Source organism: Gracilibacillus caseinilyticus (assembly GCF_022919115.1).
Taxonomy (GTDB): Bacteria; Bacillota; Bacilli; order Bacillales; family Amphibacillaceae; genus Gracilibacillus; species Gracilibacillus caseinilyticus.
Genome location: NZ_CP095072.1, coordinates 2,444,053 through 2,469,083 on the forward strand (window position 1 = coordinate 2,444,053; position 25,031 = coordinate 2,469,083).

Below are 25,031 nucleotides of genomic sequence, written 5' to 3' on the forward strand. Positions count from 1 at the left end.
CACAAAGTGGATCTTCCGCACCTGCATGTCCCGCGGGAGTCTACGTGGTTGGCCTACGCTCATGTTTAGCTCCACAATTCATGCGACAGGTAGGATATGGAGCACTATCTGCTTCATTTGATGATATACAATGTCTAGCACGACTGCTTTTAGCTGTTCCATACGTTGTAGCACTTCACTTAAGCGTAGGAAATATGCGGAGACTCCTCATGCGTCAGCGCTGAGCTGAAGATCCACTTTGTCTCTGCCTGTGTCTGCAAGAATCGCTTCGAAGCAAGCTTACTCGGCACAAGGTAGCAAAAAGGTTATTCAAGTAGTAGCCTAGCTGAAGCCTTGCCCCACAGGAATCGGAGTATATTTCCGGAGCTTGCTACGCGTGGACAAGCTATCAAAATGACTAATTTGTCATACTGTTCCACTTAACATAATCCGTATTATAAGAACCTATCATCTTTTCTAGAGTGATTACTTCTGCAATATCTCCGTAATTATGCTTTACTCATAAAAAAAGCACAGTGCCCCATGCTTTTTTGTCAGTTGTTATTGTTCTGTTGTGCCAATATTTGAATCGCTTGTTTCACATGTCCGCTTGTCTGAATTAAAGTATCTCTCGCCTGTGGTAAGTCACAGCCTGTCTTAGCGATTAATAAGGAAAGCTTAATATCCTGATTAGTTTCCATCATCAGCTGCTGTACTTCGCTCTCAGGCAGCATCGTGAGATCCGTAAGCATGGTTTCGGCTCGTTTCATCAGCTTCTTGTTTACTAATTGCATGTCTACCATTTCGTTCTGATAGACTTTGCCAAGTCGTACCATAACTGCGGTCGATATCATATTGATTACCATTTTTTGCGCTGTTCCTGCTTTTAATCTGGTAGAGCCTCTGATGATTTCAGGGCCAACTACCAATTCGATTGCAACATCACTAATTTCAGATGATATTGTCTCATGGTTACAGCTGATCGAGATGGTGGAAGCTCCTATGTCCCGTGCATAGGTTAAGGCAGATACAGAGTAAGGGGTGAACCCGCTAGCGCTGATACCAATGACCACATCTTTACTGTTAAAGTTGTATTGTTCTAAGCTGTTAATTAAATTTGTTTCACTATCTTCATGCTGTTCAAGTGGTTCCCACATTGCCTGTCTTCCGCCAGCAACGAAAGCAATCCAGCGGTCAGGATCAACGGAAAAAGTTGGACCAAGTTCCACTGCATCCAGTACACCTACTCTCCCGCTAGTACCGGCACCCGCGACAAAAACCCGGCCGCTCTGACGCCACTTTGTAACGATTAGATCAACAGCATCAGCAATCCGTTGTAATGCTTGCTCAATCCCTTTATGAATCCTCTGATCCTCTTGATGCATTAGGTTTACAATATCCAATGCTTCCATTTCGTCAATATTAATGGAATGCTCATTTTTTTGTTCTGTGACTCGTTCAGCCATGGGAAAGCCTCCTTTGTTCTCAACATGAATTGTTTAGATGAAGTCCATTCGCTTTGAAATCTTATTAACGTGTGAGGATGCCCTTTGGCCAACCACTTCGCATCCGGTTAGTGCGAATATTCAACGTTCCAAATCAAGCATGAACTTATAACGATCAGCACGATAAGATGATTTCACTACTTCAAAAGGAGTGCCGTTCTCTAACTGTGTCGTTCTTTTCATGAAAAGAACAGGTGATTGTTCGGTGATTTCTAAGTATTCAACTTCTTCTTCATTTGCAAGCGTTGCTTCGAATAATTGACTGGCCTTGCCGATTTTTAATCCCAATTCATTCTCGATATATTGATAGAGAGAAGATTGCACAATGTGATCCGTTAAACCTTTAATCAGATTCGCTGGTATATATGTTCGTTCCAATGCCATTGGAATACCTTCTGCTAAGCGAATGCGCTTTATTTCATAGACTGGTGCATGTTCAGCGATGTGAAGCTGTTCAGCTAAGCTCAGTTTGGCAGGAATAATTTCAAAGTTAATCAGTTTATTACTAGGTTCCATGCCACGAGCTCTCATATCCTCGGTAAAGCTTGTCAAACCATTGAGGTTTTGTTCCAGCTTTTGTTCGGTAATAAAAGTACCTTTACCTTTGATTCGGTGTAAATAACGCTCATTTACTAAATTTGTGATGGCTTGCCGCACCGTCATTCTGCTGATATTTAATTGTTCTGCATATTCGCGTTCTGATGGAAGTGCGTCTCCTGGTTTATATTCTCCATTTTCAATCTTGGCCTTGATTTGCTCCTCCAGTTGATGATAAATGGGAATAGGGGATTGTTTATCGATCATGTCTCGTATACTCCTTTCCTGTCATAAATCAACGTAACAGACTAATTCAAGCGCCTATCGATAGGCGCTCTTACTTTGCATCATATCTTTTCCTATTATAGCATCTTCATCAGCTATAATGGTAACATTCTTATGACGTTGCAAGATAGAAGCAGGGAATAGTTCATTAACTTCATCGTGAAGCAGTTTCTGCAACGCTTCATGTTTCTCTCTACCTGATACGAGTAAAAGGATTTCTTTACTTTTCATAATCGAACCGATTCCCATTGTGATCGCTTGGGTTGGAACATCCTCAATAGAATCAAAGAATCTCGCATTGGCTTCGACTGTTGAATCGGCTAACGTGACAATATGAGTTTGCTTGTCAAAAGGCGTTCCCGGTTCGTTAAATCCGATATGTCCATTATGACCAAGACCTAATATTTGTAAATCTATGCCGTTGTATTTGGAAATGAGAGCATCATATTCGATGCATTCTCGTTCTAAATCTTCAGCCAATCCATTCGGAATAAAAGTCTGATCAGCCGGAATGTCAATTTCACTAAATAAGTGTTTGTTCATGTAATAATGATAACTGTTAGGATCTTCATTCGATAAACCGATATATTCATCAAGATTAAAAGTTGTAACAAGCTGATAAGATGTCTGGTTTGTCTGATGGTCCTGAATCAGATTCTGATAAGTAGTGACAGGTGTTCCTCCTGTTGCTAAACCTAACTGAAAATCCGGTTTTGATTTTATTTTTTCTAAGATAAATTGAGCAGCTTTTTCACTCATATCCTGATAATTTTTTGTCTGAATTACTTTCATTATTTTCTTACTTCCTTTCGTATGCAATTTCTCCTCGACACAGGGTAAGCAATATGTCATGATTGTCATCTAATAAAACGATATCGGCATCTTTACCTGTTGCAAGTGAACCTTTTCTATCTGTCATACCTAATTCTTTAGCAGCGTTGGTGGAAGACATGGAGACTGCTTCTGGCAAAGAGCATCCGCTGAATTGCATAATATTTTTCACGGCATCATTTAGCTTTAATGTACTGCCTGCAAGTGTCCCATCCTCTAAAGTGGCTTTATTATCTTCTACGAATACTTTCTGTCCACCTAATTCATATTCACCGCCTTGTAAACATTTTGCTCGTATGGCGTCTGTAATCAGCAGTAAATTGTCTTTACCAATTAAATCGTAAGCGGTTTTGACAGCATAAGGAGTAGAATGGACACCATCTGCAATCATTTCTACCATTAGCTGCTTATGTTGCCAGGCAGCGCCTACTACACCAGGTTCACGGTGATGAAAACCACGCATTTGGTTATATAAATGGGTAATATGTGACAAACCTTGGTCCATCGCCAGTTCTATTTCTGCTGCAGTAGCATCTGTATGTCCTGCTGAAGCTACAATACCTTGTTCCGTTAGATATCGGATTAGTAGTTCAGCACCATCTACCTCCGGAGCGAGAGTGACCAGTTTGATATTGTCTGCAGCAAGCTCATTCCATTTTTTAAATAATGCTACATCCGGTTTCAAGATGTGTTCTTCAGGCTGTGCACCTTTTCGTACTTTATTGATAAAAGGACCTTCTAAATGAATACCAATTACTTCTGCATGCTGGTTCGGCTGCCGCTTGATATAAGCCGCTGTATTTTCAAGCGCTTTTTCAATGTTTTCTTCGCTTTGGGTCATCGTAGTAGCGAGAAAAGAAGTAGTGCCTTCCATTGGTAATGCTTGAGCCATAGTCTCTAAAGCTTCTGGTGTCGCGTCCATTACATCGGCCCCATTAGCTCCGTGGATATGGACATCAATTAGTCCTGGTATCGCACATCCCTTTGTATTAGAGAAATCCAGGGTGCGGTATCTCTCGTCATCCTTTAACATGTCTAATTCGTTTATTTCTTCTATTTTCTGGTCATTTATTTTGATATATCCATTATCGATCGATTGGTTTTCTGTATAGATTGTTAGATTTTTTAACAATAATTTTTGTCCACTCATCTTGTTCACACCTATCCATTCAAATGTTTAGTTATAGATTAACAGTTCGTAGTATGGTTGTCTATACCTATATAATAATTTACATAAAATTAACAAAAGTATATACCAGATTCAATACCTGTTGACACGGACTATTCCTTTACGAGTGTGCAGGAAGGTAGAGCGAAAATACAGTAAAATTTCTTATTTTTAATTTTTGTCATTCTTTCACAAGTTATTCTCGACAAATAGATAGGATGTTAAACATTCCTACAAATAAGGGCTTGATCAGCTAGGATAATAACGAGCTAACACAACACATCATAACCTTTAATGATGAAAGTTTGATTTGTAATAACTTATCATAAAATTAGTCCGAACATAATAAACTGTGAAAATAACAATAATGTAAAAAATGACTATCTTTTTAATAAATAAATGGTATAATGATGAAAAAATTATTTTGTTATAACAATAAAAATATTAATTTAACAATTTAGTAAGCGGTTTTAATTATAATTTTGTACAAAGATAATAACAAATGTAACTGTTTTTGTGAAATGTATTGACATTATTTGACCTGCTAGCTATATTAGGTATAGACAACTGTACAAAGTTGTTCGAATATTTTAAAGAAAAGGGGTAGTTGGTTTGAAGAAATTCAAATGGAGTTTGTTGTTAGCATTATTATTCGTAGTCATTGGTTTAGCAGCTTGTGGTGATGACGAAACAGGTTCTAGTACGGATGATACCGAGAATACATCAGACAATGGTGATGATACTTCTGCAGAAGAGACAGAACAAGAAGAAGTCAATCTTAGAGTTGTTACAACAATGGCGGGTACGGATCCAGCCGGTGAAGTGTTTCAGCAGGTATTAGATGATTTCCAGGAAGAAAATCCGAACATCAAAATTGAAAACGATTCACAATCAGCAGATGCAGGAACAATTCGTACGAAAGTTAACACAGATTTTTCTTCAGATAATGAACCGGACCTTATGTTCTACTTTAATACAGTCGATGCAGACGGGTTGATAGAAGAAGGAAAAGTGGTCAATTTAGAAGAGGCTGAGGGTGTTGATTTATCGGGTTATAACTCCATGCTTGAACAACAACGACGTGAGGATGGGAATATTTATGCTGCACCACAATCCGGATTTTATGAAGGGTTATTTATAAATAAAAAACTATTTGAAGAACATGGCGTAGAATTACCAACTACATGGGAGCAATACGAAGCAGCAATTGAAAAATTCGCGGAAACAGATATCGTTCCTATCGCTGCATCAACAGAGGATTCATATTACGTGGTAGAACATTATATTTTGGCGGCAGGCGGAATGGAAAATTATTCGGCAGCTCTTGCTGATAAAAATGAAGCATGGGCAGAAGGATTAAATAATATTAAGAAACATGCTGATATGGGTGCATTTACACCAGATGCAGCGACAATCGATTTAGCATTAGCGCAAGAATTGTTCAAACAGGAGCAGGCAGCAATGATCTTCGAAGGATCCTGGTTCTGGGGTCAACTAGAAGAAGCTGGTATGGGGGAAGATGTCACGGTATTACCAATGCCTGTCTATGCAGAAGGTGGAGAGACAGGTGAACTTGTTGGTGGTGCATCACAAGGCTGGTTTATCAGTACGAAAGCATATGAAGATGAAGCGAAGAAAGATGCTGTTGTCAGTCTATTTAACTACTTAACTTCTGAAGAAACAATTATCAAAATTGCTGAAGCAACTGGTCAACCACCTGCAAAAGGTGAACTAAGTGATCTGGCAGACTACTTGAAAGCAGGACATGATTTAGTGAAGAACGCACCGGCTGTTGCTTTACCAATCAATGACCGTATCTATCCAGAATCATTTACTCATATGCGTACGAGTGTACCTGAGATTGTAAGTGGTGATAAGCAAGGTGAAGAAGTGTTAGAAAAAGCGGTTGAAATGGCGAAATAATAGAATAATAGATGACGAGAGAGGTTGTCCCGCTATGTTGGGTCAGCCTCCTTGCACATCTGGATTGGAGGACACATGAAAGGCGATAAACTATATATTTTCCTCTTTCTTACCCCGGCATTTGCTGTGACAGGAATCTTTTTATATTATCCATTTGTTGAAAATATTTTGCAAAGCTTCTATAAAACAGATGGATTCTTTAATTCTACTTTTGTGGGATTGGAGAATTATGTTCGATTACTAAATGATGAAATAGCCAGAGGTGCCTTGTTTAATTCATTGGAATTAATGCTTTATGTCACGATATTTCAGGTTGGAATCGCTCTTATATTGGCAATCATGGTCAACTCCATTACGAAAGGTGCAGGATTTTTCCGTACAACCTTTTTCTTCCCGATCGTAATCTCGGGTGCTGCAATCGGTTTGTTATTCACCTTGATTTACAACTACCGTAATGGACTGCTTAATGAAATGTTAGTCAATTTAGGTTTCGAAAGAGTGCTTTGGTTAACAGAACAGTCATCCTTATATATGGTGGCAATTCCGACGATCTGGAATTACGTTGGTTTCTACTTCGTTATCCTGTTAACTGCCATTCAAAAAATTCCGAACGATTTTTATGAAGCGGCTCAGCTCGAAGGTATTACCGGTATGCAAAAAATGTTTAAGCTGACTATTCCGCTTATCGTAAGTGATTTGAAAACGTGCATCGTGTTGGCAATCACCGGAACGCTGAAGATTTTTGAGTTAGTTTATATTATTACAAAAGGTGGTCCAGCCAATTCCTCAGAAGTGCTGGGAACGTATATGTACCAGAAAGCATTTCAGGACTCTGCGATGGGATATGGGGCAACGTTAGCGGTACTGATTGTTGTACTAGGGCTAACCTTAGCTTTTGTTACGAATAAATTATTGCAGAGAGATGAAGTTACGTATTAAGGAAAAGAGGTGTTAGATAGATGTATTCACATACAGAGGAACAATTAACCTTTTGGGAGAAATTTCAGGAAAGGTATTTCATGAATTCAAAAGCAGGGAAAATATTTGTCTATGTTGTCCTGACATTATGGTCGATGACAACTATTTTTCCTTTAGCATGGGTGTTGCTTAATTCCTTTAAAGAGTCAAGGCAGATCATTACCGGTACATTTAACATCCCTTCAGATCCAACCATGCAAAACTATATTAATGCATTTGAAACAGTCAATATCGGTAAGAGTTATCTCAACAGCTTTATTATTTCTGGCTCGGTTGTGCTGCTCGTTCTATTTCTGGGAGGATTGGCCGCATTTGCGATGGCAAGGATGCAATTTAAATTAAGAGGTCTGCTGCAAGCTTTATTAGTAGCCAGTTTATTGATTCCGGCTTTTGCCACCATCGTACCCGTGTACCGAATGATGATTGGTATGGATTTGGTTAATACGTATCTTGCATTGATCATCCCGCAAACTGCTGGTAATTTACCTTTTGCAATTCTGGTGATCAGTGGTTATATGGCGACGATTCCGAAAGAGCTGGAGGAAGCAGCCCATATGGATGGCTGTGGCCGGTTTAAGATGTTCACGAAAGTCTTTTTGCCAATTTCTTTACCATCGTTTTCTACCGTAGGGATCTTCGTATTTCTATGGTCATATAATGATTTATTTTCTTCACTCGTGCTTGTATCACATGAAAAAGTGGCACCAATTGTTGTGTTATTATCAAATGTCAGCTCGCAATATGGGACAGATTATGGTTTGATGACGGCAGCTATCGCCATGACGATCATTCCGGTACTTATATTCTATTTGTTTGCTCAGAAGACATTCGAAAAAGGGGCAACTTCAGGTGCGGTTAAAGGATAATAATTCTAACTTTGTGTACAAAGGATGATGCAGAATGGATATTACGTTAAAAGGTGACTATCAGCCCTTTTTGTACGGCTTACAGGAGCTTGCGATAGAAAAAGGGACTACCCTCAGTCAATCGGGGAAATCGTTAATGATTGAAAAAAACGATGAAAAAGAAACGGTTGTATCTTATCAAAATGGTCAGGGCAAGATTTGTTATTATCATGATTATCACGTTTACAGGGCGTTTGGTTTATTTGTCCAGCATGCTGCCCATGGTAAGGATTTTCTCCTTAAGGAGCACTCTCAGTTTAAGACAATTGGACCAATGTTTGATTTATCACGAAATGCTGTTATGAAGGTGTGCCAATTTAAGTCGATGTTGAGAAAGCTCTCTTTAATGGGCTTTAATGCAGCGATGTTATATATGGAAGATACGTATGAGGTAAAAGAATTCCCGTATTTCGGATATATGCGTGGCCGGTACTCGCAGGAGGAATTGAAACAATTAGATGACTATGCCTTTCGGTTAGGTATTGAATTGATCCCTTGTATTCAAACACTTGCACACTTAGAAGAATTTTTGAAATGGGACGCATCGGCACATTTGAAAGACACAAGAGGCGTCCTGTTAGCAGAACAAGAAGCTACTTATCAGTTTGTCGAAAAGATGATCATTGCGGCTACAACGCCATTCCGGAGTAAACGTCTGCATATTGGCATGGACGAAGCAGAGGAATTAGGCAGAGGCATTTACTTAAATAAATACGGCTATAAAGATCGTTTGAAACTAATGACAGAGCATTTGTACAGAGTGACTGAAATCACAGATGACTTGCAGTTAGAAGTCATGATGTGGAGCGATATGTTCATTAAATTAGCTTCTGATTCTGGAGATGATCAGTATGATATGTCGACGGAGATATCAGAGGAAATGCAGCAATTGGTTCCAAGTAATGTCACATTGATGTATTGGGATTATTTCCATACGAAGAAAAAGGAGTATCATACGTTAATTGATAAGCATAAACAATTAGGTCAGACTCCTGCTTTTGCCGGAGGGATATGGGTTTGGAATACGTTTGCGACGAATTACGGGTTATCATTAAAAACAAGTGAAGCAGCCCTGCAGGCGAGTAAAGAAGCGAAGATTCAAGATGTATTTGTCACGCTATGGGGGGACGATGGCTACGAAAATAATTATTACGCGGCGATGCTTGGCTTGCAGCTATATGCAGAGCATCAATATTATCAAACAGTCGATCAAGCAGACTGGTACTCAAGAACAACATTCTGCACAGGGCTGGATCCGCAAGCCTATTTACAATTAAATGAGCTCGATGCAATTCCTGGTGTGGCTGAAGGAAATACGGACCAAACGAATCCGTCCAAATTTTTGTTGTGGCAGGATGTGTTACTGGGTCTTTTTGACAAACATATTGAAGGATTAGCGATAGCCGGACATTATCAACAGTTAGAACAGACCTTTAAACAATTAAGAAATCCTCAGGCTGAACTAGATTTTATTTTTGATGTACCGGAAAAGTTATCTGCTGTATTGGCACGAAAATCAACGATTGGGCTTCAATTAAAAGCTGCCTATGACGCCAAAGATACGGCTGAATTAAAAGCCATTGCAGATGTTGAGCTGCCTGAAATTATCGAACGGGTAAAAAGGTTGCGCGCTGCCCACAAAAAACAATGGTTCCAGATCAATAAGCCATTTGGCTGGGAAGTGATCGATATCCGTTATGGTGGTTTGATAGCAAGATTGGAAACAGCAATCGAGCGAATCTCTCAATATATCAATGAAGAAGTCGACTTTATCGATGAACTCGAACAAGAACGGTTACCATTTAATGCTAATGTTGATCAATCAACGGGATTGGGATGGTCCAGCTATTATTATCGAATCGCATCTCCGAATGTATTTTTTCACGTATTACCGATCTATTAAAAAATGAAGGAGTTTGCTATCCATATGAAAAGTTATAACATCTTTGTCGGCGGCTATGGCAGTAAAGCAGAAGAAGCGATTCACTATGTGAGATTTGATCCCAAGCACCAATCCTTTAAGAAGTTAGGTGCAATAACCGGAATAGACGCTCCTTCATTTCTAGCACTTCACCCTAAACAGAACTATCTTTATGCAATAAGTGAGGTCGAGGAAGGAGAGCTGGTGAGCTATCAAGTGGGGGATCAGCTAAGCGAAACAAGCCGGGAAAAAACGGGCGGTTCCGGACCTTGCTTTCTCCATGTTACTGACGATGGTCTATATAGTATTGTTACCAATTATGGAGATGGTAAAGTGTCGCTTCATCCAATCGAAGACGATGGCAAGGTGTCACAGCATACAGATCTTCACCTACTTAAGGAAACGGATGAAGCTTCCCATGCGCATATGTGCTACCCGCTTGGCTATGATCAATTATATATCGTAACAGATTTAGGTCAGGATACGATATTTCTTTTCCGATTGCAGCCACAACATCAGCAACTGGTACTTCAAAGATCTTTTCCGTTAAAAAAAGGTTTCGGCCCAAGACATATCGAAGTCGATCAAACTAAGAATTACCTTTATATCGCCAATGAATTCAGTTCCATGATTACTGTTTATCATTACAATGAACCGTTCAGTGAATTACAACTTATCCAGGAAATATCGACTATTCCATCAAGTGAACAAAAGGACAACTTCTGTGCGGACATACATTTTTCACCTGATAAAACACGCTTATTTGTCTCGAATCGAGGCAGGGATAGTATTGTAGTCTATCGAGTGCAAGAAGATGGCTGTTTAAGCTTTGTAGATGAAGCCACAACATTGGGAGAATGGCCGCGTCATTTTGCATTGTCCTCAGATGCTGACTATCTGTTTATTGCTAATCAGCACAGCGATCGTCTGTCAGTATTACGTGTGCATTCAGATGGGAAATTACAAGAACTTGCCTGTCATTATGAGCTAGCATCACCTGCATGTGTTGTGATGTTTGATCGAGAATAAGGAGGAACTCTATGTCTGATATGTATGTAAATCTATACCATATACCACAAGCTATTCAACAAGAACAGCAGTGGGTTATTAGAAGAGTATTGCCCATGGAGAAAGATCGAGTTATTAATTGGGTGCAAAAACATTTTCCACAGTGGAAGAATGAATGTGATGTGGCTTGTTCGATTTCACCGGCAAATTGTTTGATAGCTGTTAAAGATAAGGATATACTAGGTTTTGCTTGCTATGAAACAACATTCAAGAACTTTTTCGGTCCCGCAGGTGTGCTCGAGAGTGCCAGAGGAAAAGGAATCGGCTATCAGTTACTTATACATAGTTTGCATGAAATGAGGCATATAGGTTATGCTTATGCTATTATCGGTGATGCAGGCCCAGTTGACTTTTATAAAAAAGCAATTGGGGCAGAAGTCATCGGTCGCCCTTCTGTTTTAGAAGAGTGGAAACCACTGTAGGGAACAGCGAATTTTTGCTCAGAAATATGTATAGACAACTGAACCTCTGTGTGTTATTATTTTTATAAATATAGATTGATTAATTAAATATAGGCTCACATGTTACTAACTAGATTAGGCATGGAGAAATCGAAAGGGTAAGCAAATGAATACCTTCTTATTTCTTCATGTCTTTTTTTCGCGTTAGGAGAGTATTAAGAACACTACAGAGGCTTTCGTCAGTACTTGGCGGGCGATATGCGAAATGGTTGTTTATCTTCTTAGGGAAAGGAAATCACAAATGTTTAAAAAATTATTTAACAAATCAAAAAAGGTCGAATTGTTAGCGCCGTTAACTGGTAAAGTTGTAGCTTTGGGGGATGTACCAGATCCGGTCTTCAGTCAGAAAATGATGGGAGAAGGGATTGCAATTACTCCTGAAACAGGAAAAGTGATAGCGCCGGTCGATGCAACGATTGTACAAATTCCTGAAACAAAACACGCAATCGGCATGAAAACAAATGGTGGAGTAGAAATTCTGATTCATGTTGGTTTAGAAACAGTTGGTTTAAAAGGTGAGGGATTTAACATATTAGTAAAAGAAGGAGAAAAAGTAGCCGCGGGTCAGATGGTGATGGAATTCGACTTGGATTATATCCATGCAAATGCTGAAGATACGGTGACACCAATGGTGATTACGAATAGTAAAGACCTCGATCAGTCCATTCAATTAACAAACGAGAAACAATGCGAAGCAGGGGAAACAAGCCTTTTGACGCTTAGCTAATATAACGGGATTCTGTAAGGGAGATGTATGTAATGCGGTTGAAAAAAATTTTGAATAACAATGCGGTACTTGTCATAGATAATCAAGAAGAAAAAGTAGCAATTGGTACTGGTATAGCATTTGGCAAAAGAAAAAACGATCGTATTAACCCGAACAAAGTAGAGCAATTATTTGAAATGAAAGAAAATGAGAAATTGCAGCAGCTGTTAAGTAGAATTCCTGAAGAGCATTTTATTATTTCAGAAGAAATTATTTCATATGCTGAGGAGTATCTAGGGTCAAAGTTAAGCGAACACATTCATATTGCCCTTACAGATCATGTATCGTTTGCCATTGAAAGAATAGAAGATGGAATTCATCTGCAAAACAAACTATTGAATGAAATTAAAATTCTCTACCGCAATGAGTTTGAAATAGGGCTGTGGGCTGTCCGTCATATACGTAAGAAATTAAATATTGACGTTCCGGTAGATGAGGCAGCTCATATTGCTCTTCATATTCATACGATGAAACTTCAAGGAGGTGATTACCAGCAAACGATTAAGCATACGGCCATTGTAAGGGAAATGATTCAGTTGTTTTTAGAGAAGTTGAACATGAATATTAGTGAAGACGATTTATCTTATCAACGTCTTGTTACACACTTACATTTTGCTTTGTCGAGAGTAAGTCATTATCAATTGCATGAAATGGATGAAGAAATGCTATCCATGATTCAACATAAATTTTCTGATTCATATCAAGTAACGAAAAAGATCACATCATGTATAACCGAGAAGTATGATATTGCTTTTCCGCCGTCAGAACTTGGTTATATTACAATTCATATTCAAAGGCTTAAGAAGGACTAATATCTTATATACGTTAGCGATGAAGAAAATCTATGTAGTGAAAATTTAGTGTGTACGAAGTATAAGAAAAACTGCGGTACTCGCTAAAAGACAAGACGAATGCTGAGTTTTTCTAATGTTATTAATACATTTGAGGAGGAAATAAAATGGTAATGAAATATCTTCAAAATATTGGTAGATCCTTAATGTTACCGGTTGCAGTACTACCTGCAGCAGCAATATTAATGGGTCTGGGCTATTGGCTGGATCCGGAAGGCTGGGGGGAAGCGAATGTTGTTGCAGCCTTCTTAATTAAAGCGGGTGAATCGATTGTATCAGGCCCGAGTATGTCCATTTTGTTCGCAGTTGGTTTAGCCTTCGGGATGTCCAAGGATAAAGATGGTTCCGCTGCACTTAGTGGTTTAGTGTCTTACTTAGTTATTACAACGCTATTATCAACAGGTTCAGTAGCATTATTGCAAAGCGCGGATCCAGGAGATGTCAACGCAGCTTTTGGCAATATAGAAAATCAATTCATTGGTATCATTTCAGGTATCTTAGCATCCGTCATGTACAATCGCTTCAGTCATGTTAAATTACCGGATGCGTTAGCATTTTTTAGTGGTAAACGTTTAGTACCCATTATGACGGCAGTATCCAGTTTAATTGTTGCTGCTATTTTATTCTTTGTATGGCCATTTATTTATTCAGGGTTAGTTTCATTTGGTAAAGCAATTATTGATTTAGATGCTATTGGTGCAGGTTTATACGGCTTCTTTAACCGTTTATTAATTCCGACTGGTTTACACCATGCTTTAAACTCGGTATTCTGGTTTGATGTTGCAGGTATTAATGATATTGCGAATTTCTGGTCTGGTGAAGGGGAAAAAGGTGTCACGGGGATGTATCAGGCAGGTTTCTTCCCGGTTATGATGTTTGGTCTTCCAGCGGCAGCATTAGCGATGTACCATACCGCAAAAACGAAGAAAAAGAAAACAGCGGCGTCTCTTTTAATGGCAGCAGCATTTGCTTCCTTCTTTACTGGTGTTACAGAACCGCTTGAATTTTCTTTCATGTTCTTAGCACCAGCATTGTATGTCGTACATGCTGCATTGACTGGTTTATCATTAGGGATTGCGGCAGCGTTTGACTGGACAGCAGGATTTGGATTTAGTGCTGGTTTAGTTGACTTTATCTTAAGCTCACGTCTTCCGTTGGCAAATCAGCCATATATGTTGATTGTACAAGGGCTTATATTTGCGGTGATTTATTATGTGCTCTTCCGTTTCTTAATTACGAAGTTTAACTTGAAAACACCTGGTCGTGAAGATGATACAGAAGAACAAGTAGTAGCAACTGAAGAGGCTTCAGACGCCGGTGAGCAAGATGACATTTCTGTAATGGCAAAAGAAATTTATGCTGGATTAGGCGGAGATGACAATGTATTAACATTAGATAATTGTGTAACAAGATTGCGCTTGGAAGTTAAAGACTTATCAGCAGTTGACAAACAACGCATTAGGAATACAGGTGTTCCTGGTATCAAAGAAGTAGGGGAAAATGGTATTCAAGTCATTGTTGGCACACAGGTACAATTTGTGGCAGACGAAATGAAAAAACTGAGAAAGTAGAAAAAATAGCATGGCTGAGCAAACAGCCATGCTATTTTGCTGTCTAGAGAAACATTTTGATCTCTACACTATTTAGAGGAAGTTGTATATACTTACGTTTGTTAAAACCGGGCTGGTGTATGCCCGGTTTCCTAAGTTTGTTATCTTTTTCTATTAGCTGACAACAACCCATACATCACTGGAACCTGGTGTGTCGCCTCTTGTCCACCATTTGGCTTCGTATTGGGTGCCGTTGTAGAGGACTTGATCGCCGCCACTGTACGCTTTATTTGCATCCCATTCGAGCACATCTGTATTTCCAGAATCAGTCCCATCACCATCTACTAATTCCCATGCATCTGATGAGCCTGGTGTATCACCTTGTGTCCACCATTTCGCCTGATAAGTAGCACCGTTATAAGTAACTTGGTCACCAGCTAAATATACGCTATCAGCATTCCATTCAGGTGTATCTACTGGTTCTTCAGGATCTTCAGGATCTCCTGGATCACCAGGTTCAACAAATTCACCGTCAAAGTTTGCATCAATCACTTGATAGAATGCGTTAGCCGTGTCAGCTACTTCCCAGTAAGCAAGGATGACATGATAGCCTTCGCGTTGTGGGATTTCACAGTCGTGTGTTGTAGTGAAGTCAGGTCGTTGACCATTATCGTTGTAGGTACAGAATAATTCAAAGTCAGATCGTTCTAAAGGAGAATTAGGATCCCAACCCTCTTTTGTAATGTAGTAATCCCAACTTGTCGTAGAATGTGCTGCAGTTAATGACCATTCAAATGTAAAAGCACCACTTGACATCGGAACTTGTGCCCAACGCGTTTCCGACTGTTCATCTAATTTTGGAAAAACACCGCCAGCACTTGCTATTTGTCCATCTGCTACACCAGCTTCAGGGAAATTGCCAGGTCCTTCTAAGCTTTGCGGTTCATACACGACAGCTCCACAATCCGTATTTACACCTTCTGAGCAAAGTAACGAACGGCTTTCCGGATTACTGACATATCCGTGTGCGGATACCATTGAAGCAAATGCCAATGACATAACGAATAAAACACCAAGCATAAAGACTGTTTTCATCATTTCTCTACCAGAAAATTTAACTGACATGTTCTTCCTCCTTTGCAATCTAGAGGTCTATACCTATGATACTAAAAAATAATATAAGAGTTTAATAGAGTAGTAAACCTCCTCCCTGAAACATTTAACTCTTATACGTTTTATTCTATGGAAAGTGCTTACTTAATTCAATATCTTTTTCTATTATTTTGAATATTTAGTATTAATTAACTATAAAATATGTTAAATTATGGATTATTTAATAGTGGTATCATCCAAAAGCGTTATCGAATAATATCTGTTGCAGTTTTGCGCATTGCCTGTAGAATCTCTTCTTCTGTCGCTAGTGGGGTGTCACCTGTTATGGTATGTGCCAGCTTACATGATGCAGTAGCAAATTGAATGACGTGGTCAGGGTTATGATTGCATAGTTGACCGTGAATAATACCAGATGTGAAGGCATCACCTGCCCCGATTCGGTCAAGCACCATGAAGTGTGGGTGAGTGTCGTAATAGAATGTCTTATTTTGATATAAATAGCCTTTTATTGAATGAGTCCGGTATTGGTGAACAGTGCGCAGTGTTCCCGCAATTTGCGGTATAGAAAAGTGATGAGCTACTTTAGGGATCAGATCTTCGAGTTGTTCTTCTCGAGTCTGATACGGAGACGAATAACCCAAGGTGCTCTTCGCATCCTGCTCATTCATGATGACAATATCTGCCAGAGGCAAAAGTTGTTCATAATAGATTCGGGCTTTTTGCGGTTCATTATTTTTCCAGAGAGCTGGCCGGTAATTACAGTCAAATACGACCATTCCACCATGATGTTTAACAAGCTGGGCAAACTCTATCATCTGGTGTCTGATCGTATCGTTCATAGCAAGGGCAATACCGCACAAATGCAGGACATCTATTTGCATGGAGAGACGAATGAAGTCATATTGATCTATTTTTGTTGTATTAAAACTGCTCACCAGTCGATTGGAATATGTTACACGACTAGGGCGATCACCAAATCCATTTTCGAGAAAGTAAAAACCAATGTCATTTCCGGTTCGGACAATTTCATCGGTAGAAATGCCTAATTTATGCAAATGGGCAACAGCAGCATCACCGATTGGAGTCTGTGGCAATGCAGAAATAACAGTGGTTTGGTGACCTAGCTTTGTTAAACTGCCAGTAACATTCACACCTGTTCCGCTAAAACTGTAGTGTAAGGTGGAGGCTTGAGATACTAAATCGTGACCTGGTACGGTCATACGCATCATCACTTCGCCAAATGCTGCGATCGCTTTACTCATAGTTGTCCACCAGCCTTTTCATTTCATTTATTAAAAAATCGATATCATCGAGACTCGTATTACCAGTGTCTGGATCAATAATCGATGAATACACGTGTGGAATTACCTGGGGGACATTGGCAGCTAATGCGATTTCCACTATCTCTGTAAAGTTTTCTTTATCAATTCCGCCTGTCGGTTCCAAGCCGAATTGTTCGTCGCCACAGGCTGTCGCAACTGCTTGATATTCTGCCTTGCTGGAAAGTCCATTCATGGGAAAATACTTTAATGCATTGCCTCCCATATCTCTAACTAGTGCTATTGCTGTTTTTACCGGTATCACCGCTTTTTCACCTTTTTCACTGAATGGGCCGGTAGCTATATTTACATACCCTTTAAGTCCAGTTGGTGTGACGAGTGCATTTATCCAGCTGTTCTGCTTTCCTAGATTTGCCCTTGTTTGTCCTACCAATGGGAAAACTTGATTAATGTGCTTTCCAGCATAAGTCTTCGTGATTTCCGCAACCATCTTTCCTTGTTTACTATCACCTGAGCCAAGTCCAATCGACACTGCATCATCCAGGGCACGGCCATGTTCTATCATTGCATCTGCAGCATGTTGAACAGTAGGGTATTTTTTCGACAATACACCGATTAACACTTTCTTTTCTGCGACTCGGTATACGTCACGTGCATTGTCTATTCCTTTTGCCAACACGTTTAATGCCACTCGATTTTTGTAAAAGTGATCAAAAATAGCTGTCATGAATGATTTCCTCCTAAAATGTCACAAAATCTATCGTAAATAATGTCCAAATCATCTTTTTGTAACGGTCGAGGGTCAATGTCGAGGAACCCTTGACTTGCACCGTAATCTCTCGTATAAATGGCTATCTCACCTGATTTTAATTGATGGACGATTTCTTCTGCAGTCTGTCCGGTTGCGGAGGAATCGATCGTAATTCGAGCACGATAAATATTTCGTCCTGCTTCGTCTTGGATAATCTGAACGTTAACCCCATCAATGTTCACTAACCTCTGTAACACGGTTAAGCTTTCTCGTTCGGTATGGCTGGTATCTTTTTTATCAAAAAAAATATCCAGCGCCTGCAAAAGACCAAAGCTTGCCTCTTTGCCAACCTTCATGCTTCTGCCAATTCCGGATAACTGCACTTTCGCCCAGTCGACATATTCTTTTTTTCCGGCAATGATGCCCGATGTCGGTCCTTCGATCGCCTTGGAACCGCTGTAAATTACCAGATCAGAAATAGCTGGGTATTTTGTTAAATCTCCTTCCGCAGCAGCATCGATGACAAAAGGTATGTGGTGCTTTTCTGCAATGGTATAAGCTTCTTCAACTGAAATGATGTTCTTCTGCACAGCATGGTGAGATTGCACATAGATAATGGCTGCTGTATTCGGATTGATTGCTTCTTTGATGTGTTCCTGCTTGCCCTCATTTGCGTATCCGACCTCGATTACTTTTCCACTACCTAAGTGAATCATTGTTTCGATCGGAGCCCCGTACTGAACATTATGGCCCTTGAAAAGAATGACCTCGTTTTTTTCGATAGGCAATTGATGAAGTTTCATACTTGTGCGTGTATTTCCTTTGGTTACCAGCCCTGCAATTGCGATGGCTATCCCGCTTGATGCAGAATTAACGATTACTGCGTCTTCACTTCCTAACTTACTTGCTATATAACTGCCTGCTTTATTTACTAAGTCCGCCATTTCGACATAGCTTTGTGCACCGGTTTTCATTGCTTCCATTACAGAATCTTCCGGGGCTGATACGCCCAAAATACTCATTCTGCCACTTGCATTAATAACACGTTTCAATCCATATTTAGCATGTAATGAGCTCGCCATCTTTTACCACTCCTTTTGGTTCAATGATTTCGTTGGTTGTTCGCTGTTCACCGTTGGCGTCGGTCAACACGGTCTTTTGTTTCTTCAGTGAGAATATGGTGAGATTTGCTGGTTCACCAATCGTAATTGTTGCTAAATGAGGTTTCCTAATCGCTCTGGCGGGTTGCACGGTAATAGCATCGATTACATCTGCTAAGGTATAGCCAAGGTAAAGAAATTTACTGGCAACATGAGCAAGACTGTATACAGGTCCATTTCTGCGATTGTCACGATAAATATCTGTGCTGATAGAAAATGGATAGATTTTTGCTTTTTTTACTACTTCCGTTGTTCGAAAAGAAAAGCTGGCACTGCCATGGCCGACATCTAATAAGACGCCTTTTTCGATGGCTTGCTGCAGTTCTGGAAGTGGTTGATTGTGCTGATCTAAGAGGTTGTTTTGTTTTCCGTGGAGAAAATGGGTGATAATATCTCCGCTTTCGAGTACATGCAGTATTTCTTCAATCGCCGGTGGAGCTGATCCTATATGTACCATTAATGGTCTGGAAGTAACAGAAGAGAATTGTCTTGCAAGTTGTAATGGCTTTAGACCATTATCCTTGACGACACTTTTACTCATTCTCACTTTTAACCCTACAATTCCTTCTGAATGGCTGTTGCACGCGTGCACTAATGCTTTTTGATCAAGCCAATTTAAATTAGATAATTCATCGATCCTGGTTAACCCGATTTTCGATACATTTAAAAAGGCATAAAGTGTCGTTTTGGCTTTTGTTTTTTCCAGGAAGAGATCGCTTATATGATCGGCGCCACAGCTGCCTGCATCGACAATCGTGGTAACCCCTTGCTGGATACCGATTGCGTCAATCTCATCACCGTAAGGATGCATGACGTTATGTGCGTGAACATGCAAGTCAATCCAGCCGCTGGATACGAAACATCCGGAATAGTCGTATTTGTGTCTCGCTATCCCTTTACCAGCTGTGGTAATCTCAGAAATCTGCCTATTATTAATGACAATGTCGACATGCTGGCCATCCGTAAGCTGCAGATTTTGTAAAACATAAGAAGTATTCATTCCACTTTCCTCCTTATCACTATAAGAATAGCAACTTTAAGTATAGATGTCTATACATAAATGCATTTTTGATATGATAGAAAATGAATGGATAGTCGATCAAAAACGTTGAAAATTGTCGAAATAAAAGAAGCGGTAGAGTGAAATAAATATAATATTCGATATTGACACTTTTCTATTATTTGGATAATCTTGTATAGAGGTATAGTCATCTTATCTAAACTAGATTGCGTTTACATCGGTTAGGATTCTATTAAACTAGTTGAAGGAGTGGAAAAAACATTGTCAGTAAGAAAGAATCTTCCGAAAGGTGTAAAATGTTGGGTATTTGGAGCAATTGGTCTTTTATTTTTCTCGATAGGCTTATCGTTAGTAACGACAGTACAGACGAGCGCAGCAGAGCAGGATGACGAATATAGAGTGGTCGGATATTATACGCAATGGTCGACGTATGGAAGAGATTATCAAGCGGTAGATATTGATGCAAGTAACCTTACGCATATTGTCTATGCATTTGCGGATTATTGCTGGGAAGGTGCGGGGAATGCGGCCAATACACAGTGTGAAGGTATTGAGAATGGTACAGTTGTTTCGGCCGATCCTTGGGCAGATTATCAAAATAAGAATGTGTTAGGGTTAGAAGAAGGAGAGGAATGGAATAGAGATTTTCACGGTAATTTAGGCGGTCTAGCCAAACTGAAAGATGAAAATCCAGGGTTAAAAACATTACTTTCGGTAGGTGGATGGACTTTTTCCAAGAACTTTTCTAATGTTGCTGCTTCTGAGGAAACACGGCAGAGATTCGCTGCATCGGCGGTAGAGTTTATGAGAACGTATGAAATGGATGGGGTTGATATTGATTGGGAATATCCGGTTGAGGGTGGATTGGAAGGGAATGTCCATCGACCGGAGGATAAAGAAAATCATACATTATTATTACAAGCAATCCGTGATGAGTTAGATAAAGCGGAGCAAGAAGACGGCAAGCAATATGAGTTAGCCATTGCATCCAGTGCCAATCCTTCCTATTTGGAGCACAACGAATTAGACAAAATAGCAGAAATCGTCGACTTTATTGATATTATGACGTATGATTTTAACGGAAGCTGGCAGAAGACAAGTGCACACAATGCCCCTTTGTTTGCGGATCCTCAAGCTAAAGAAGCAGAGGTGCCAAGTACAGAGGTATTTAATGTCGCCACCGCCATCCAAGGGCATTTAGATGCAGGTGTTCCATCTGATAAGTTAGTGATGGGCATGCCATTTTACGGTCGATCATGGGGTGGTTGTGATGCAGATAGAGATACCCATAATGGTGGCTATTATCAGAATTGTGAAGGCGCAGGGAATGGTACATGGGAAGCCGGCGTCTATGATTATGATGATATTATCAAACATAAATTAACGGATAATCAATACACGGCCCATTGGAATGACGCTGCCAAAGTTCCGTACTTATATAATGAACAAACTGGAGAATTTATCAGCTACGATGACAAGCGTTCGATCGCAGCAAAAGTTGCCTATGTTGAAAACCTTGAGCTAGGCGGTGCCATGATATGGGAATTAAGTGCAGATCGCGAAAGCCAGTTATTAGGCTTGATCAAGAATGAGTTTTCTAATGGGACAGTGCCACCTGCACCAACCCCGCCAGACGATGGTACGATTAATAGTATGGATGATTTAGAGATTAATGGTGAGGAATATAAATATACCAATCTGGAAGATAAAGAGAGTGTAGAATTTCAAGCATCACTTATAGAGGAAATGCCTGCTAATGCCAAATTGACGATAATGTATAAAGATCTTGTCATGTCTGTACCGGTCTCTGTATTAAAAACAGGTCAAAACATTACCATTCAATTTGGTCCAGTAGAAGGTAAGATAAAAGACAAACAGGATCATTTAATCAGCAGTCTTTACGATTTGCAGCTTTTATCAGGAGAAGACAGCATAACTGACTTTGGGGAGAATTCCGTCACTTTAACCTTTGAAGTGGATGCAGAACAAGTAGACAATTGGGACGAGCTCGCTCTTTATTTGTTAGATGAAACAGGAAAGAAAACGAAAGAAAACCCTGTCAAGTATGATAAGGAAAATGCGACGGTGTCTTCAGAAGTTGCCCATTTTAGTATATATGGTGTTTTTCAAAATATAACAGAAGAGGATACAACGGACGGGAACGAGAATGAATCGGGTTCTGATAATGACAATGATGAGAGGGATTCACCAGAAGAGAATACGGATACGGAAGAAGAACCGACAGAAGCGCCTGACGAAAATGCTAACTCTGCTGATAAGGTAAAGGAAGAGAAATCTGAACAAGGAAATCAAGAGAGTCCCAAGCAGCCTGACACTAATTTGGAAAACGAAGAGGAGGGTCAGTATTTACCGAATACTGCCACCAATCAGTACAAGTTCCTGCTTGCGGGGCTGTTACTAGTGATTGCAGGGGGATCAGTCCAGTTTATTTCACCCTTACGAAAAAGATAACGAGGAGCAGAGTAGCTATGAATTCACATAGCTGCTCTTTTTAATATTCATTTTTTACGATGGGTGTACATACATTTAGAAATAACAACATTTGAATCTACGATCTTGTTTGTCTTTCGGGGCAACAGAAGATTTACTTAACTGGGAGGTCATGGAATGGATATTTTACGGAAGGTGCAAGAATATAGAACAACCCAGCATGCACTAAAATGGGAAGGTACTTTTTCACAGTATTTGGAGTTGTTGAAAGAAAAGCCTTATCTTGCTCAGTCAGCACACTCTCGAATTTATCAAATGATAAAAGATCAAGGTGTGAAAGATGACAATGGAGTGAGGGAATATGCCTTTTTTAGTGATCAATTATTCGGATTAGAAGAAGCACTAGAGAAATTAGTAGAAGAATACTTTCATCCAGCTGCGAAACGATTAGATGTTAAAAAAAGAATCTTGCTGTTAATGGGACCTGTCAGTGGTGGTAAATCCACATTAGTAACGTTGCTTAAAAGGGGATTAGAGGAGTACTCCTTGACTGACCGAGGAGCAGTTTATGCCATAAAGGGCTGTCCGATGCATGAAAATCCTTTGCATCTTATTCCGCAGCATTTAAGAAAAGATTTTGAAGAAGAGTATGGAATTCGCATCGAAGGTAACCTGTCACCTCTTAACCGATTACGATTAGAAGAAGAATATGGCGGCAGAATAGAAGATGTGATGGTGGAACGTATCTTTTTCTCAGAAGATAATCGAGTTGGCATTGGTACATTCAGTCCATCTGATCCAAAATCACAGGACATTGCTGATTTAACAGGATCGATTGATTTCTCTACGATCGCTACGTACGGATCAGAATCAGATCCACGTGCTTATCGTTTTGATGGGGAATTGAATAAGGCGAATCGCGGGCTAATGGAATTCCAGGAGATGTTGAAGTGCGATGAGAAATTCCTCTGGCACTTACTGTCTCTTACGCAGGAAGGTAATTTTAAAGCTGGTCGTTTTGCCTTGATATCAGCGGATGAAATGATCGTAGCACATACAAATGAATCGGAGTACAGATCGTTCATTTCTAATAAAAAGAATGAAGCATTACATTCCCGGATGATTGTCATGCCAATTCCGTATAATCTGAAATTAGATCAGGAAGAACGTATTTACGAAAAAATGATTAACGAAAGTGATATTAAAGAGGTTCATATTGCTCCACACACGCTCAAAATAGCAGCTATGTTCACGATTCTGACTCGCTTAAAAGAATCGAAGCAAAGTAATATCAGCTTGCTGAAGAAATTGTATTTATATAATGATCAGGATGTGGAAGGTTTTAGTGATCAGGATGTCAGTGCTTTGAAGAAAGAATATTCCGATGAAGGGATGACCGGTATTGACCCACGTTATGTCATTAATAGAATTTCTTCGACGATCATTCGTAAAGAAATGGAAGCCATTAATGCCCTGGATGTACTCCGTTCCTTGAAAGACGGCTTAGATGATCACCCGTCCATTACGAATGAGCAGAAGGAAGACTATCTTGATTTTATCTCGGTAGCGCGTAAAGAATATGATGAGCTCGCGAAAAAAGAAGTACAGAAAGCATTTGTATATTCTTACGAGGAATCTGCCAAAACGTTAATGAACAATTATCTTGATAATGTGGAGGCGTTCTGTAATAAAACGAAGATCGAGGATCCATTAACAGGTGAAGAAATGCATCCGGACGAAAAGTTAATGCGTTCGATCGAAGAACAAATCGGTATTTCTGAAAACGCGAAAAAAGCTTTCCGCGAAGAAATCTTAATTCGTATTTCTGCCTATGCAAGAAAAGGTAAAAAATTCGATTACCAATCCCATGAACGTTTACGCGAAGCGATTCAGAAGAAACTATTTGCAGATCTTAAAGACGTCGTGAAAATTACTACTTCCACGAAGACACCAGATGAGCAGCAATTGAAGAAAATGAACGAAGTAGTGGCAACCCTCGTCGAAGAATATGGCTATACATCCCAATCTGCCAATGATTTATTGCGCTATGTTGGAAGCTTGTTAAATCGCTAAACTAAAAAAACATCCCACAGTCCTGTGCAGGCTGAGGGGTGTTTTTAGTTTTGTCGTATGTTCTGATAATATGGATTATGTAAACTAGCGTAGAGGTCATTTTGAAATGTTGTTAGTGGTATGATACCGCTCCGGCCAACCACTTCTCGTCCTGCGGGGCACGGCTGAAGCTAACTTTGTGAAGAAAGGCACTTCACAAAGTGGGTCTTCAGCACCTGCACAATCCCGCGGGAGTCTACGTGGTTGGCCTACGCTAGGATAAGAACTCTACAACTTTTGCAGGAGCTAGCATATTGAGCGCATCCTTAATTCTCCATAAATAATTGCGTTCATTAATGCCTAGAAACACTGCTTTTAGCGGTTACGTACGTTGTAGAACCTCATTAGAGCGCAGGAAAGCGGTTTTTGCTTTCTGAGGAATTTGAGGCCGCCCCCACAGGACGCGGAGCATATT

At 39.9% G+C, this 25,031-nt stretch carries 20 protein-coding genes; 11 read left to right on the forward strand and 9 right to left on the reverse strand.

What is annotated here, in order from left to right:
- Nucleotides 1-533: 533 nt before the first annotated feature.
- From murQ to nagA, 4 genes are all read right to left on the reverse strand, one after another.
- Nucleotides 534-1,445: an N-acetylmuramic acid 6-phosphate etherase gene (murQ, locus tag MUN88_RS11410; protein WP_244715104.1), complete on the reverse strand. Its 912-nt coding sequence runs from the start codon at nt 1,443-1,445 to the stop codon at nt 534-536.
- 120 nt (nt 1,446-1,565) lie between these two features.
- Nucleotides 1,566-2,288, reverse strand: a complete 723-nt coding sequence (locus tag MUN88_RS11415; protein ID WP_244715106.1) for a GntR family transcriptional regulator — start codon at nt 2,286-2,288, stop codon at nt 1,566-1,568.
- A 54-nt stretch (nt 2,289-2,342) separates the two neighbouring features.
- Nucleotides 2,343-3,098 (reverse strand): glucosamine-6-phosphate deaminase, encoded by a 756-nt coding sequence (gene nagB, locus MUN88_RS11420; protein WP_244715108.1) that lies wholly within the window; start codon nt 3,096-3,098, stop codon nt 2,343-2,345.
- Nucleotides 3,099-3,105: 7 nt separating this feature from the next.
- Nucleotides 3,106-4,287: an N-acetylglucosamine-6-phosphate deacetylase gene (nagA, locus tag MUN88_RS11425; RefSeq protein WP_244715110.1), complete on the reverse strand. Its 1,182-nt coding sequence runs from the start codon at nt 4,285-4,287 to the stop codon at nt 3,106-3,108.
- 630 nt (nt 4,288-4,917) lie between these two features.
- On the opposite strand from nagA, the gene MUN88_RS11430 reads away from it, so the two are divergent.
- The 9 genes from MUN88_RS11430 to nagE all read left to right on the forward strand — a co-directional run bounded on the left by MUN88_RS11430 (nt 4,918) and on the right by nagE (nt 14,749).
- Nucleotides 4,918-6,228 carry an ABC transporter substrate-binding protein gene (locus MUN88_RS11430; RefSeq protein WP_244715113.1) on the forward strand — a complete coding sequence of 437 codons (1,311 nt, stop codon included), beginning with the start codon at nt 4,918-4,920 and terminating at the stop codon, nt 6,226-6,228.
- A 75-nt stretch (nt 6,229-6,303) separates the two neighbouring features.
- On the forward strand, nt 6,304-7,167 hold the full coding sequence (locus tag MUN88_RS11435; RefSeq protein WP_244715115.1) for a carbohydrate ABC transporter permease: 864 nt from the start codon (nt 6,304-6,306) through the stop codon (nt 7,165-7,167).
- A 20-nt stretch (nt 7,168-7,187) separates the two neighbouring features.
- Nucleotides 7,188-8,072: a carbohydrate ABC transporter permease gene (locus tag MUN88_RS11440; protein WP_244715117.1), complete on the forward strand. Its 885-nt coding sequence runs from the start codon at nt 7,188-7,190 to the stop codon at nt 8,070-8,072.
- A 34-nt stretch (nt 8,073-8,106) separates the two neighbouring features.
- The gene (locus MUN88_RS11445; protein WP_244715119.1) at nt 8,107-10,014 is read left to right on the forward strand and encodes a beta-N-acetylhexosaminidase; all 1,908 of its coding nucleotides are present in this window, start codon (nt 8,107-8,109) and stop codon (nt 10,012-10,014) included.
- 24 nt (nt 10,015-10,038) lie between these two features.
- A complete protein-coding gene (locus MUN88_RS11450) occupies nt 10,039-11,061 on the forward strand; it encodes a lactonase family protein (protein ID WP_244715121.1) in 1,023 nt (340 codons plus the stop codon).
- 11 nt (nt 11,062-11,072) lie between these two features.
- On the forward strand, nt 11,073-11,522 hold the full coding sequence (locus MUN88_RS11455) for a GNAT family N-acetyltransferase (protein ID WP_244715123.1): 450 nt from the start codon (nt 11,073-11,075) through the stop codon (nt 11,520-11,522).
- Between the two features lie 280 nt (nt 11,523-11,802).
- Entirely contained in the window at nt 11,803-12,288 is a 486-nt protein-coding gene (locus tag MUN88_RS11460) for a PTS sugar transporter subunit IIA (RefSeq protein WP_244715125.1), read from the forward strand.
- Between the two features lie 32 nt (nt 12,289-12,320).
- Nucleotides 12,321-13,139 (forward strand): PRD domain-containing protein, encoded by an 819-nt coding sequence (locus MUN88_RS11465; RefSeq protein ID WP_244715127.1) that lies wholly within the window; start codon nt 12,321-12,323, stop codon nt 13,137-13,139.
- Between the two features lie 146 nt (nt 13,140-13,285).
- Nucleotides 13,286-14,749 (forward strand): N-acetylglucosamine-specific PTS transporter subunit IIBC, encoded by a 1,464-nt coding sequence (gene nagE / locus MUN88_RS11470; RefSeq protein WP_244715129.1) that lies wholly within the window; start codon nt 13,286-13,288, stop codon nt 14,747-14,749.
- A 153-nt stretch (nt 14,750-14,902) separates the two neighbouring features.
- Here nagE and MUN88_RS11475 read toward each other — a convergent pair whose 3' ends face one another.
- The 5 genes from MUN88_RS11475 to MUN88_RS11495 form a co-directional block, all read right to left on the reverse strand.
- Nucleotides 14,903-15,853, reverse strand: a complete 951-nt coding sequence (locus MUN88_RS11475; RefSeq protein WP_305852463.1) for a lytic polysaccharide monooxygenase — start codon at nt 15,851-15,853, stop codon at nt 14,903-14,905.
- Nucleotides 15,854-16,086: 233 nt separating this feature from the next.
- A complete protein-coding gene (locus MUN88_RS11480; protein WP_244715131.1) occupies nt 16,087-17,103 on the reverse strand; it encodes a sugar kinase in 1,017 nt (338 codons plus the stop codon).
- Nucleotides 17,096-17,848 (reverse strand): 2-dehydro-3-deoxy-phosphogluconate aldolase, encoded by a 753-nt coding sequence (gene dagF / locus MUN88_RS11485; RefSeq protein WP_244715133.1) that lies wholly within the window; start codon nt 17,846-17,848, stop codon nt 17,096-17,098. The genes MUN88_RS11480 and dagF overlap by 8 nt, the downstream gene beginning before the upstream one ends.
- Nucleotides 17,845-18,954: a DgaE family pyridoxal phosphate-dependent ammonia lyase gene (locus MUN88_RS11490; protein WP_244715135.1), complete on the reverse strand. Its 1,110-nt coding sequence runs from the start codon at nt 18,952-18,954 to the stop codon at nt 17,845-17,847. The genes dagF and MUN88_RS11490 overlap by 4 nt, the downstream gene beginning before the upstream one ends.
- Nucleotides 18,932-20,032, reverse strand: a complete 1,101-nt coding sequence (locus MUN88_RS11495) for an amidohydrolase/deacetylase family metallohydrolase (RefSeq protein WP_244715137.1) — start codon at nt 20,030-20,032, stop codon at nt 18,932-18,934. The genes MUN88_RS11490 and MUN88_RS11495 overlap by 23 nt, the downstream gene beginning before the upstream one ends.
- 282 nt (nt 20,033-20,314) lie before the next feature.
- Between MUN88_RS11495 and MUN88_RS11500 the strand changes: the two genes are divergently transcribed.
- On the forward strand, nt 20,315-22,525 hold the full coding sequence (locus MUN88_RS11500) for a glycoside hydrolase family 18 protein (protein ID WP_244715139.1): 2,211 nt from the start codon (nt 20,315-20,317) through the stop codon (nt 22,523-22,525).
- Nucleotides 22,526-22,681: 156 nt separating this feature from the next.
- Nucleotides 22,682-24,577: a PrkA family serine protein kinase gene (locus MUN88_RS11505; protein WP_244715141.1), complete on the forward strand. Its 1,896-nt coding sequence runs from the start codon at nt 22,682-22,684 to the stop codon at nt 24,575-24,577.
- Nucleotides 24,578-25,031 lie beyond the last annotated feature (454 nt).